Annotated in this window: 8 protein-coding genes and 6 pseudogenes; 5 read left to right on the top strand and 9 right to left on the bottom strand. The window is 62.9% G+C overall.

Annotated elements, in window-relative coordinates:
- Nucleotides 1-73 precede the first annotated feature (73 nt).
- Nucleotides 74-274 (top strand): annotated as a pseudogene (locus tag AWC17_RS19550) (transposase); the annotation flags it as partial.
- Between the two features lie 52 nt (nt 275-326).
- Here the strand turns inward: AWC17_RS19550 and AWC17_RS19545 are convergent.
- A pseudogene (locus AWC17_RS19545) lies at nt 327-515 on the bottom strand (IS481 family transposase); the annotation flags it as partial.
- Between AWC17_RS19545 and AWC17_RS34225 the strand changes: the two are divergent.
- Nucleotides 503-712, top strand: a pseudogene (locus AWC17_RS34225) (transposase); the annotation flags it as partial. The pseudogenes AWC17_RS19545 and AWC17_RS34225 overlap by 13 nt on opposite strands.
- A 337-nt stretch (nt 713-1,049) precedes the next feature.
- Here the strand turns inward: AWC17_RS34225 and AWC17_RS19535 are convergent.
- From AWC17_RS19535 to AWC17_RS19510, 5 genes and pseudogenes are all read right to left on the bottom strand, one after another.
- On the bottom strand, nt 1,050-1,727 hold the full coding sequence (locus AWC17_RS19535; protein WP_167385603.1) for a CAP domain-containing protein: 678 nt from the start codon (nt 1,725-1,727) through the stop codon (nt 1,050-1,052).
- 255 nt (nt 1,728-1,982) lie between these two features.
- A pseudogene (locus AWC17_RS19530) lies at nt 1,983-3,186 on the bottom strand (N-acyl-D-amino-acid deacylase family protein); the annotation flags it as partial.
- Nucleotides 3,146-3,970, bottom strand: a pseudogene (locus AWC17_RS33615) (3-keto-5-aminohexanoate cleavage protein). The pseudogenes AWC17_RS33615 and AWC17_RS19530, both read right to left, overlap by 41 nt.
- 29 nt (nt 3,971-3,999) lie before the next feature.
- A pseudogene (locus tag AWC17_RS34220) lies at nt 4,000-4,128 on the bottom strand (3-keto-5-aminohexanoate cleavage protein); the annotation flags it as partial.
- A gap of 62 nt (nt 4,129-4,190) precedes the next feature.
- The gene (locus AWC17_RS19510; protein ID WP_085164967.1) at nt 4,191-5,720 is read right to left on the bottom strand and encodes a CoA-acylating methylmalonate-semialdehyde dehydrogenase; all 1,530 of its coding nucleotides are present in this window, start codon (nt 5,718-5,720) and stop codon (nt 4,191-4,193) included.
- 253 nt (nt 5,721-5,973) lie between these two features.
- Between AWC17_RS19510 and AWC17_RS19505 the strand changes: the two genes are divergently transcribed.
- Nucleotides 5,974-7,380 (top strand): adenylate/guanylate cyclase domain-containing protein, encoded by a 1,407-nt coding sequence (locus AWC17_RS19505; RefSeq protein WP_208618379.1) that lies wholly within the window; start codon nt 5,974-5,976, stop codon nt 7,378-7,380.
- Nucleotides 7,381-7,701: 321 nt separating this feature from the next.
- On the opposite strand, the gene AWC17_RS32140 is transcribed toward AWC17_RS19505, so the two are convergent.
- Nucleotides 7,702-7,920: a cytochrome P450 gene (locus tag AWC17_RS32140; protein WP_276038141.1), complete on the bottom strand. Its 219-nt coding sequence runs from the start codon at nt 7,918-7,920 to the stop codon at nt 7,702-7,704.
- A gap of 121 nt (nt 7,921-8,041) precedes the next feature.
- On the bottom strand, nt 8,042-9,463 hold the full coding sequence (locus AWC17_RS19500; RefSeq protein WP_244193508.1) for a cytochrome P450: 1,422 nt from the start codon (nt 9,461-9,463) through the stop codon (nt 8,042-8,044).
- A gap of 63 nt (nt 9,464-9,526) precedes the next feature.
- On the opposite strand from AWC17_RS19500, the gene AWC17_RS19495 reads away from it, so the two are divergent.
- Nucleotides 9,527-10,477 (top strand): hypothetical protein, encoded by a 951-nt coding sequence (locus AWC17_RS19495; RefSeq protein WP_036458409.1) that lies wholly within the window; start codon nt 9,527-9,529, stop codon nt 10,475-10,477.
- A 121-nt stretch (nt 10,478-10,598) separates the two neighbouring features.
- Nucleotides 10,599-11,567: an NHL repeat-containing protein gene (locus AWC17_RS19490; RefSeq protein ID WP_047323430.1), complete on the top strand. Its 969-nt coding sequence runs from the start codon at nt 10,599-10,601 to the stop codon at nt 11,565-11,567.
- Nucleotides 11,568-11,582: 15 nt separating this feature from the next.
- On the opposite strand, the gene AWC17_RS19485 is transcribed toward AWC17_RS19490, so the two are convergent.
- Nucleotides 11,583-12,743: a thiolase family protein gene (locus tag AWC17_RS19485; protein ID WP_047323429.1), complete on the bottom strand. Its 1,161-nt coding sequence runs from the start codon at nt 12,741-12,743 to the stop codon at nt 11,583-11,585.
- Nucleotides 12,744-12,811 lie beyond the last annotated feature (68 nt).

The following is a 12,811-nucleotide window of genomic DNA, read 5'->3' as shown; positions in this document are numbered from 1 at the left end:
CACGTCGACGACACCGTCCACGACGCGAAACCCCAGTTCAGGCACATGAATCGAAGAACGACTCAAGATAACTATTGAGTCACTGAACTACCAGCTGCGCAAAGTCACCAAGGCGCGAGGATCATTCCCCTCCGACGCCGCAGCGATGAAACTGCTCTATTTGGCCATCCGCAACATCAACCAGAAACGAGGAAACCAAGGACAAGGAACCTACAACTGGACCGAAGCACTCAACACCTTCGCCATCCAATTCCCCGACCGACTCCCACTATGACCCAAAAATGAACGGCTGCAACACCTTACACAGTTATCTTGACAAGCCCTTTTTCATCGGTGAGTGCTTCGGTGTAAGTCAATCGGGAGTAGCCATCGACCGCGGAATGCAGATAGACATAGCCGGCACGGGCCGCTCGCGAGGCTCTGCCCTGTGCGCTGTTCTTGCCGTGCACCCGCCACCCACCACCGTCGGGGATGCGGCCGACCTTCTTGATGGCGACGTGCACCATGTGCCCGGGGCGGCAACTCCCGCAACGGCCATGGCCGCAAAACGGTGCTCACCACGGCTGGGCCGGTCGAGCTCGAAGTGCCCCGAGACCGCAACGCCACGTTTAGCCCGGCGATCGTGCCCAAACGCAAACGCCGCCTGGGCCAGGTCCAAGACATGATCTTGTCGCTATACGCGCGCTGCATGTCCACCCGCGACATCACCGAGTCACCAAGGCCCGAGGATCATTCCCCTCCGACGCCGCAGCGATGACACTGCCCTATTTGGCCATCCGCAACATCAACCAGAAACGAGGAAACCAAGGACAAGGAACCTACAACTGGACCGAAGCACTCAACACCTTAGCCATCCAATTCCCCGACCGACTCCCACTATGACCCAAAGATGAACGGCTGCAACACCTTACACAGTTATCTTGACAAGCCCGGTAGGTCAGGTCAAATTGTCACCTAATCGTGCAGGAGCGCCGACGCCGCCGCAGGTTCGTCTCTGACGGAACGTTCCAAGCCTGACGCACGTTCGCCAACGATGGACGCCTCCCGCTCTACTGGGGAGGATTGCCGGGCGGCGGATACACCCCCCTCAGGATCCACGGGAACCAGTTGAGACCGAACTGGAGTTCATCGCTGGCGTCATAGTCGGGACTGGGATCGAGGGGAATGTTCTGCCCGTCGGTGTTCAGCGGTGTTGCTCCTCCGCCCTGTCCCCTGGCAGCGGCTTGTGGCTGGCCGTAGACCGCAACCACAACGGTCCGATCCGGACTGTTTAACGACCACACCCCCATTTGGCTGTTGGCGCAGTTGGACATGATCTTGAAATAGTCGGGGTTGTAGTACCACCGGTTGATTAAGTCATTGCCGCTGATCGCGATTGACTGATTGATCGCCAACGTCTCGGCCACAGGGCCGTGGAAACCAGCCGCATTGGCGCGGTCTTGGGGGCTAGACCCGTCCGAACCGATATCACCATCGAGGGCCCGGTTGTTCAACACATCCTGGGTGTGCCGCTGCGCAGCGGCTTGAAGTTGGGGGCTGATTCTCACGTCGTTTGTGCAGCCCGCTTGATGCTGCACGGTGAAGACGTTAGCGACGACACCGTCGTTGAGTCGCTTGTTGTTCGGTACGAGCGTGTTGTTGTCATTATCCGCATGCGCGACGGGAAGGCTCAACAGAGCGCCGGTGGCAACCACCAAGGCCGGCAGGCGCTGCGGCCGATACTGCATGTCCAAGTCCTCCTTCTCAGCCACCGAGCGGTGGTCGGCGGTGCTGGGCGCCGGACGCTCTGCGACCGAGAGCTGGCCGGGCCGATCGGATCGACTGAAACCTAGCCGATGTAGGACCGAAATGAACCTGATATGCATGTAGGCTACTCACGGCGCCGCGAAGTCGTCTAGAGGTTTTTATTACTTATATGAATATAGGTTTATGTGCTTGTCTACGCCTGCCGTGATCCCGACTGCCGAGGCGGGCTCAACAATGTTGTGAGCCTCCTCCAACGGTGAGACATCCCTGGCTCGCGCCTGGCCAATATGCTCTCGGCGCGGTCGGGCTCGTAAACAGCGCGGTCATCGATCGGAAAGATCCATTCCCACGCTTATCCCAAGTGGAACAACGGATTGGATGCGGCATCGGTGGGTCGATCAGCCAGAATCTTCGGGCGCACAAAGGGTTTGCGCATCTGCGCAACGCGTTCGGCCAGCGGAAGATCAGCGATCTGGCGGTAGGCGGGACACAACATGAACGGGTTTATCGTCAACTCCACGCCCAGCATCAACCCGATGGGCCTGGGAAAGACCTGCGCGGCAATCTGCCCGCCGCGTCGTTAGCTTTCTCGACCATCGCGATTGCCTCCTCCCACAGCGGATCACCGGCATTGCCGACGAGAAGCGTGAAAGTCACCGGTAGACCCGCGACGTTGGCGGCGCCAAACACATTCTGCAACACCGATTCATAGCCGCCGGCCGGAATATCCGGTACGAACTGAATCAACCCCCACCGCCGTCGGCTATCCCCCGCGCAATCTCGAGAATCTCCCCTCTGCGGCGTCAAAGCTCGGGATTTGCTGACCGCCGTCGGTGCGGTGGGTAGCCAACCGCGACGACGCGAAGCCCAACGCTCCGCCCCGCACCGCCTCGGCAGCCAGACCGCGCGTCTCGGCCAGGTTGTCAACCGTCGCAGCTTCGCGGTCCGCGCCGCGCTGTCCCATCACGTAGACCCGCAACGGCGAATGCGGGAGCAACGCAGCCACATCAAGGTCGCGCCGACCCGCTTCGAGCCGATCCAGGAATTGGGGGAAAGTCTCCCAGTCCCACTCCAGCCCCTCAACCATGACCACGCCAGGAATATCCTCGACCCCGGCCATCACATCGACGAGCACATCATGATCGGCCGGCCGTCACGGCGCGAAGCCCACCCCGCAGTTACCTATTATCGCGGTGGTCACGCCATGCGAAGACGACGGTTGAGCCGATCCGACCAGATCGCCTGACCGTCGTAGTGGGTGTGCAGCTCAATGAACCCCGGCGTGACCAACAGGCCTGCCGCATCGATCTCACGCCTGCCCACACCATCGACCGGACCAACCGCCACGATGACACCACGCACCGCGACGTCGCCCCGATAGGGCGCTCCCCCCAAACCGTCAACGATCGAGCCGTCCCGGATCACCAGATCGTAACTCATTACGCCAGCTCTCTCTTATCATTGTCCGGCAACCGATTTCGAATCCGCAGTGGTTAACCCGGCACCGATTCCAGGGTCCGTGGTAGGCCGAGTAGTGCCGCGGCTTCGGCGCTGGTGGCCACCTCCGGCCGGCTGCGGCGGTCGCCTCGACGGCCTCCGTCACCAGTTCGAGGTTGGTGGGGGTGCGCTCGCCGGCAAAGAACTCCAGCCCCACGTGAAGGTGACCACCGGCGTCGAGCGCCGCGCCGCACAGCTCACTGCGAACGAGGTCAGCACCAACTGCGGATGCTGCCCAGGGCAGTCCAGTACCGTCGAGAAGTTCGACGTACGCCGCGAGAGCTGTGGCGCTGGGCGGCAACCCGAATGCCGTTCCGCTGAGGCCAGCCTCGGAGCTGAATTACAGCTTGATGAACGAGCCGGCGGGGAGCTGGTCGCTGCGGTCGTAGGCCAAGATGGTGCGCAGAAAGCCCGGTTCGTAGATGGCTAAGCTCGGTCCCAGCCGGTGGGTGCGGCACAGGTCCAGTTTATGGGCGACGTCGTCGAAGGTGTTGGCGTACACGAAGGAACCGACGGGCAGGCCGTCCACGAGGACTCCCATGTTGACCGACCCCGGGTCACTGACTCCCATCCGGAGCAGCCCGGACTCCGCCAGGGGCGAAATGTGGTCGTACCACTGGGCTGCTGGCCCGAGGTTGATTGTCGGGTACCACAACGCATCGGGGCGCTCAGCCAGCACGCGTCGCCAGATACCGAGATACACTTCGGCCGCCTCATCGCCGGACACGTTGAAGCTCGATACGTGTTGGTAACGATCGCGGCCCCGGCCTCGAAGCAGGACAGTGCGTCGGCAACGATCTCGTCTTCTGTCACCGGCACGTTCGGATTCACGGTCTTCGACGTCGCACCGTTGATCGCGGCCTCTATGATGACTGGTTCGCTCACTGCTGCTCCTGCGTTGGAGTGTGAAATCTGTTGGGACGGTATGCAAGTGGTTGCTGTCAAGGCTATTTCATGGTCGGGATGCTGAACTCGGCGCCGTCTTTGATGCCCGACGGCCACCGCTGGGTCACGGTCTTGGTCTTGGTGTAGAAGATGATCGACGCGGGGCCGTGCTGGTTGAGGTCGCCGAACCCGGAACGCTTCCAGCCGCCGAAGGTGTGGTAGGCCACCGGCACCGGGATCGGCACGTTGACACCGACCATGCCGACCTGCACGCGGGAGACGAAGTCGCGGGCCGCGTCGCCGTCGCGGGTGAAAACCGCCACGCCGTTGCCGTATTCGTGCTGAGAAGGAAGCGCCAGCGCTTCTTCGTAGTCATGCGCCCTTACGATGCACAACACCGGCCCGAAGATCTCGTCGGTGTAAATCGACATGTCCGGGGTGACGTGGTCGAACAGGGTGGGGCCGATGAAGAAGCCGCCTTCGAGGTTGGCGTCGCCGAAAGCCAGGTCGTCACTGGCCCGCTCGCGGCCGTCGATCACCAACTCGGCTCCCGCGTCCACACCCTGGGCGATGTAGTCGCGCACCCGCGCCAGGGCGGCCTCGGTCACCAACGGGCCGTAGTCGGCCTTGGGGTCCAGGCTGTGGCCCACCCGCAGGTTGTTGATCCGCTCGATCAGCCGGGCGCGCAGCCGGTCGGCCGTCTGGTCACCGACCGGGACCGCCACGCTGATCGCCATGCAGCGCTCGCCGGCGCTGCCGTACCCCGCGCCGATCAGGGCGTCGACGGCCTGATCCAGATCGGCATCGGGCATCACGATCATGTGGTTCTTGGCACCGCCGAAGCACTGCGCGCGCTTGCCGGTGGCCGCGGCCCCGGCGTAGATGTACTGGGCGATCTCGGAGCTGCCGACGAACCCGACCGCCTGGATGTCGGGGTGGCTCAGGATGGCGTCGACGGCCTCCTTGTCGCCGTGCACCACCTGGAACACCCCGGGCGGCAGGCCCGCCTCCACGAAGAGCTCGGCCAGCCGCACCGGCACCGAGGGGTCCCGCTCGCTGGGCTTGAGCACGAACGCGTTGCCGCAGGCCAGCGCCGGGCCGGCTTTCCACAGCGGGATCATCGCCGGGAAGTTGAACGGGGTGATGCCGGCGACCACGCCCAGGGGCTGGCGCAGCGAGTAGACGTCGATCCCCGGGCCGGCGCTCTCGCTGTATTCACCCTTGAGCAGGTGCGGGATCCCGATGCAGAACTCGATGACCTCGATGCCGCGCTGGATATCACCCTTGGCGTCGGCCAGTGTCTTGCCGTGCTCGCGGGACAGCAGCTCGGCCAGCTCGTCGTTGTGCTTGTTGACCAGCTCGATGAAGCGCATCATCACTCGTGCGCGCCGCTGAGGATTTGTTGCGGCCCAACCCTTTTGGGCCTCGACGGCCGATGCCACCGCGGCATCGATGTCGGCCTGGCCGGCCATGGGCACCGTCGCCTGAACACCCCCGGTGCTGGGGTCGAAGACGTCAGCGCTGCGGCCGGACCGGCCGGCGGTGCGCCGCCCATCGATGAAGTGCGGAATCAGCGTCGTGTGCGCAGTCATTCAGTCTTGTCCTGGCCTCGTCATGGGTTTTAACGTGCGCGAAGTTTGGATACCTACGAAGTAGAACAATTAATGCTGTTTATGGTAGTCGTTAGATGCGTTAAACGGAAGTGACGGTCTACCAGTGGAATCATCCTATCCTCCATGGCTGTCGATTCGGACTTCCCGGCGCAAAGCTGCAATTCGTCTTGGGCTCAGTTATGCGGCTGCGCTGACCTCCGCGCACCTCCTGGCCGCCGGCGCAGTCTCTTTGATGATCGTCTCGCTAACCCGTAACCGCGGCGGGGACCCCGGCATCCTCTCCAGCAGGAAGAACCTGATCGCCGTGTGCGGTCTGGTCGCAATCTCGGCAATCGTCGGTGGTGTGGCCGGTGTCTTGAATATGGTTCCGTCCTTCCGTTGGTTCGCCGATGGCGCCGAACCAACGCCCGCTCAACAGCGCGCGGCTATGCGCATAGCCGCCCGCCAGACCGTCGTCCAGTTCGGCATCTGGGCTGTCGGCGGCGCAGTGTTGGTTTTGGTCAACTTTCACGCCGGCGGCGCCGTCGCTTGCGTGATCGGTACCGCCATTCTGTTCGGGGGTGCGGCCACCGCCTCCATGGGCTATCTGATAACTCAGCGCATCCTGCGGCCCATCCTGGCGGCGTCAATGAAGACCGCCGCACCCTCTAGCGAAATGCCGGGGGTACTTGCACGAGTGATGATTACGTGGGTCCTCTTTAGTGCATTACCCATCGCTGGAATCGCATTGATCGTCTTGTCGCGCTCCAACGGGTGGCTTGTGCCGAAGTCAGCGCCAATCGAAACACCGGTTCTGGTGCTCGCTGTGGCCTCCCTCGCCTTGGGGTTTCGCGCGATGATCTTGGTTGCCCGGTCAATCTCGGACCCAGTTCGTGAAGTCGTCATCGCCATGACCGAGGTGGAGCACGGCCATGGCGGGGCGCTCGTCGAGGTGTATGAGCCCTCCGAAATCGGACGACTCCAGGTCGGATTCAACCGGATGGTGGCAGGCCTTGAGGAAAGGGAACGCCTCCGGGACCTCTTCGGGCGCCACGTGGGCGCAGACGTGGCACGCCAGGCACTTCAACACGATGGCTCCCTGTCGGGTGACGTCCGAGATGTCGCCGTACTCTTCGTCGATCTGGTGGGGTCAACGGCGATCGCCGCCGGCCGGCGGCCCGAGGAAGTCGCGAGCATCCTGAACAACTTCTTCCGCATAGTGGTCGCGGCCGTGCATCAGCAGCACGGCCTGATCAATAAGTTCGAAGGCGACGCGGTCCTGGCCGTGTTCGGAGCACCCATCGACATTGATGAACCGGCTTCGGCGGCGCTCGCGACGGCACGCGCGCTCGGCACAGAACTGAGGGCGCTGCCACTGGTGGACTTCGGTATCGGAGTGGCCGCCGGCGCGGTATTCGCAGGCAATATCGGCGCGGAGAACCGCTACGAATACACGGTCATTGGAGACGCCGTGAACGAGGCCGCACGCTTGGCTGATCACGCCAAGCAATGGGACTCCAGAATTCTGGCGTCGGGTAGCGCACTCGCTCTAGCCCAGGCGTTGGAACGGGAGCACTGGGCAACGCGTGGTTCGGCGTGGCTTCGAGGCCGATCGGCAATGACCGAACTGGCCGAGCCGGTGTTCGATGATGTCGTTTAGCATTCGCTGGCCGGTCCGCTCAGAGCAGGACCGCGCTGTCAGCTCTCGCACATCGGCGTCGGCGGCGAGGAAGACAGTGGCGTCTCACCCGGCCATCACCGGATCGAACAACCAACCGCCAGCGTCGTCGTCCACCTCGATGACGCTGTGGGCAGCGGCATCCAGCCGTACCTGATGTCCAGCTCAACGGCGCGCGAGTGATCGACTTCGCCTCCCGCGTGCCCACCGAGATCGCCGTTATCTAACGATCGAGCAGCTATAGCTTTCCAACTCCATTGACGGAGCGACATTCCCCTCCGCCTCGCTGTCGGGACTTATAGCTCACCGGGGAGTAGCGCAGACGTGGAGTTCTGCGTGCCGCCGGACCAACAGGCTGTCCACCCACTGCGGTGCGCGATCCTTGTCGAGCGTGAAGCATCGGGTCTGCTCGAGGATTGCGCCGAGCACCGCACGCGCTTCGATACGCGCGAGAGCCGCCCCGACGCAGAAATGGGTGCCGTGCCCGAAAGCGAGGTGACGTTTGGGCGATTCGCGCGTCAGGCGCCTGCTCCCGTAACGTCGCGTAGAAGTCTTAAGGGTGCTGCAGGACTGCCCGGTCCAGCAGCATCGATGCCGTCAACATCGCGATCTGTCGGCGTTCAACGGGAATTCCCCAGTGCCACTACGACACCCACGCTAGTTCGACCCGGCGCCACCCGTTGAGCAGCGCCGTCGGATTGCGTTCCAGCGGCGCATCGGTCAATTTGAGGCGGTCGAGGTAGGGCAGCAGTCCGCCGATCGCCGCGCGCACTTCCTGCCCTGCCAGGTGAGCACCCAGACAAAAGTGGATGCCGTGACCGAAGGCCAGGCTTTTGCCGGGAGGACGAGTGATCAAAAAACGATCGGGCTCGTCGAAGCGACGCGGATCGCGATTCGCGGCGGCCATGTGCAGAGCGATGATGGCTCCCTTCGGAATCGTCGTACCAGCGACGACGGTGTCTTCGGTCGCCTCCCGAAATGCGAACTGGATCGGCGTCGTCAGCCTGTTCGCCTCATCGACGGCATTGGGCAACAACGACGGATCGTCGAGCAACAATTTGAGCTGGTCGGGGTTGGCCAGCAATTCGACCACGGCATTGCCGATGAGGTTCGTGGTCGTCTCGTTGCCGGCGACCATGATGGTGATCGCCACCATCAATGTTTCGACATTGCTCAGCGACTCGTTGTCGATCGCCGCGACCATCGCACTGACCAAATCATTCCTCGGCTCAACTCGCCTCGCTTCGATCAACGGCACGAAGTAGGTGCTGAACTCCTTGATCGTCGTCAACATCAACTCGTTGCGTTCGGCGGCACTGCTGAAATTGCCGCCGGCGGCGGCGGCGAAAGCGTCGGACCAGCACTTGGCGCGCCCGTACTCGCTTCGGTCGATACCGAGGATGTGGCAGATCATCTCCACCGGCAGTGGAATAGCCAGCCGCTCGACCAGGTCGAAGCTGGGAAGCTCGTCAATACCGCTTAGGCAGCGGTCGACGATCTTGGCGATCGCGTCAGCCATCTCCTTGATTCGAGGGGGTGTGAAACCCCTGCTCACGATTCTGCGGATCCGGGTGTGTTGAGGCGGGTCTGCGGCGGCGATGGTCTTGGCGGAGGCCATCTCGTTCATGTCGACGGGAATCCCCGCGGTCAGGGCCATGAGTCGCTCGATGACCTCGGGCTTCATCTCGGCATCCGCCGGTGCTGAATCTCCCTCGTAGGGGTTGGGACGGGACGAGAAAACAGCGGGATTGGATTGAACGGCCTTCACATCATCAAATCGCGAGATCACCCAGATATTCGTACCGGTCCGGTAGACCGGAAACCGCTCTCGCAGCGCCGCGTAAACCGCTGGCAACTCGTCAGCGGGACCAGGCTTGAACGGGTCGAACTCCAGCACGCTTCCCTCCGTCGACAATGTCCCTCCTGTTCCACTGGCGAACGCCTGCGAGCCACCTTGCAACCGGGCGATCAGCACTATGCTACAAGGGCGTGTTCGTAATAGTAGGACGTCATTTCCTAATGAGGCAAGGCTCGGTAGAGTAAAACGGCACTCAGCGTCATCCATCGCAGCACCGCTTGGGTGCTGATGTACCCCGGAGGAGATGAGAAAGTGTTCCCCGCCCACGTTATGGAGGTGGCAATCGCCTCGCCCGACGACACGGGGCGATCTCGCACCGCCATTGGTCATGCTCTGAATTGGTGGAACTGCGCGAGCGGGCAGCGGCACCAGATTGTGTTAATTCCGTCGAGCGGGATCACCGACCGCTGCGACGCGTTCATCGCCCTCTTCGACCCGATGGGCCGCGATGTCGTTGAGGTGATGGGTGACGTAGAGCGCGCAAAGCGAGCCGGCAAGTTGGTAATCGTTTGGCTCATCGCCGAATCACCTTCGCACGGGCCCAGTTCGGACGACCAGAGTTGGCTTGACAACGTGACGCAGCGACTGACAAGGGAAGGGATCTCTCCGCGCTACATTGGTCATGGGGATGCTGACTTCGAGGGCCGCTTGCAAAGCGCGATTGCCGCCGATCTGACCGACGCCGATCTCGGCGCGCTGACCATGGAATTCGAACGCATCGCATCGGCACGGCAATTAACGATCTACCGGACGCCAGTGGCGTTGCTTGGCCCGCAGATCTGGGCCGTGACAGTGGTGAATCACGGCACCTCTTTAGCCTTCGACCTACAGGTCTCCGTGCACGGGGTCGACTCCGAGGGCCACGATCTACCCGGTGGCGCCACACGCTCCACACAGTCGATCGCAGACGTCATTGCCAGGCTGAGCACTGGTCCGTGGCCCGACGAGCATCACCCACTGCTCGAAACGGGCGGGGCCTTACCAACTCGGCAGCCGGCGTTCCTGGCCAACCGGATGGACCTTGTTGCTGCCCACAACGCAGTGGACTTCCCGCGCTGGCTACGGCCAAACCAACACGCCTCCGCCCTTTATTCGTTGGAACCCAACGCTGCACCCGACGTGCGGATCAAGTTTGAAGACCATGCGGGTCAGGTGTGGTCCAGAGCGAACGACGCTGCACCCGAGAGGGTTTCGTCAATATCACCGAGCTCCGGCGAGTAGAGCGACGGAAAAGGCTCGCGTCGTGTCGTCAGATACCTTTAGGCCCGCCAACATCCCGCCCTACGTAATAGTTGGCGATTGGGCAGATCTATCCGCCGTCCCAGGTGTCGCGTCCTGTTGGGTGCACAACGCTGTCGTCGCCACCGACGGTGGCGAGATCATCAGTTTCCACGCCGGGCGGCTCGTCGCGTTCGACACCGAAGGCCGTCTGCTCCGCGTGGTCGACACTGACCTCACCGAAGGCCATGGCATCACTCTCGTGCGCGAGGGCGATGACGAACTCCTCTGGGTCAGCGATCCAGGATTCGTGTTCAGCTGCGGCGCCGACGACGGCGACCCCAACTGGACTCCAATGTTCGGCAAGGGAGTCCGCTGCCAGACCCGGGCACCCCGAGTGGTGAAGATGACCGTGGATGGTCAGATCCGGTCTGAGTTGCCTGTGCCCCAACAGGATCCGGCCATCCCTGCCGGTCCGATGGGACCGTATTGTCCGTGTGGTTGCGCTGTGGACGAGGAGCGGTTCGGTGGCACGGGCGACATCTGGGTGGCAGACGGATACGGGTCAGGTGTCGTGCACCGCTTCGACAAGCAGGGAAACCATCGGTCGACGCTGACCGGTGAGGAAGTCGGCCAACGACTCGCATGTCCACACGCAATTTTCATCGATCGCCGCAAAACGGTCCCTGAGCTCTACGTTGCCGACCGAGTCAACACCCGCGTGCTGGTCTACGATCTCGGCGGCCGCTATCTGCGGTCCTTCGGTGAACAGTTCCTCAACAGCCCCAGCGATTTTGCGCAGTGGGGCAACCTGCTGGTCGTCGCCGAGCTATACGGGCGAGTGGCCGTACTCGATCTCGAGGACAATCTGCTGGGATACATCGGCGACGACCCCACTGCCGCCCCGGGGTGGCCGACCCGGCCGGGCTGGCCCAATACGCTCGCCGGCGATGGGCGCACGGAGGTACCGCACCTGCCCAGCCACGATCGCTTCAATTCCCCGCACGCTGTCGCCACGGACCCCGACGGAAATCTCTATGTGTCTGAATGGCTTTTGGGCGGCCGTTACACCAAGCTCACCGTCCAGCGCTGAGCGTTCGGGCTCGAGCTAGATCCGTTCGACGACCATCGCTGAGCCCATCCCTCCCCCGGCGCACATCGCCACCACCCCGATGCGCGAATCGCGGCGTGCGAGTTCATGAACGATCGACACCACCATCCGAGCGCCAGTCGCTGCGATGGGGTGGCCAAGACTGATACCGCTGCCGTTCACGTTCACGATTGACTCGTCCAATCCTAGGTCACGCGTGCACGCCACGGCCATCGTGGCGAACGCCTCGTTGATCTCGAAGAGGTCCACATCGTCCACTGTGAGACCGCTGCGCTTGAGTGCCAACGGGATTGCGGTCACCGGCGCTATTCCGGTGTGCTCGACCTCCACGCCCACAGATGCCCAACCCCGGATCCGTGCCAGCGGTGTGAGGCCGCGACTGGACGCGAAGTCAGAGCCGCCGATAACCAGCGCGGCGGCGGCATCGTTGATGCCCGCGGAATTTCCGGCAGTAACGACCGCGTCGGGAAGTTCCGGGTGCAGGACCTTCAGCCCGGCGAGCGCGTCGGGCGTGGTGTCTCGCGGGTGCTCGTCGGTGTCGAACACAGCTTCGCCGTGGTTGATGGGGACGGTGACGATCTCGTCATCGAAGTAGCCTTTGGCAATCGCGTTGAGCGCCCGCTGCTGTGAGCGTGCGGACCAGGCGTCGGCTTGCTCGCGGGTGACATGGTGTAGCCGGGCGGTGTTTTCACCGATGGTGACCGACATATCGAAAGCGGGAATGCCGGGGGCGTCGGGATGGCTCTGTGGCGACCATGGGGTTGGTTCCTGGGCACCTGGTGCCACCTTGGTCAGCCGCGGCATGGTGCTCGCGCTTTCCGTTCCACCGGCGACAATCACGTCTGCCATGCCGGCCATGATGGTGGCCGCCGCCAACTGCACGGCAGTGGCGCCCGAGGCGCAGTGCCGATTAATAGCCACCCCGGGCACGTTGGTCATGCAGAGGCGCACTGCGATGTTGCGCCCGATCACCCCTCCTCCCTGCAGGGACTCCGCGAGAAACAGGTCGTCGAGGTCGGCGACGGAGATCTGTGACCGTTCCACTGCCGCACCGACGGCGATCTCGGCGAGCTGATAGGCATCGACGGACACCAGAGAACCCTTGCGGGCTCTGCCAATTGGCGTTCTGGCGGCGGAAAGAATGAAGGCGTCGGGCATTTGTTGTCGCTTCCGTTGAGAGTTGGGTCTAGCAGGTCGGCGAGAGGTTCGCGACGTAGCGCGTTCCG

The sequence above is a fragment of the Mycobacterium nebraskense genome, from assembly GCF_002102255.1.
Classification (GTDB): domain Bacteria; phylum Actinomycetota; class Actinomycetes; order Mycobacteriales; family Mycobacteriaceae; genus Mycobacterium; species Mycobacterium nebraskense.
Note: the sequence above shows the minus strand (reverse complement) of the source record. Positions and strands in the feature narration are given on the sequence as shown.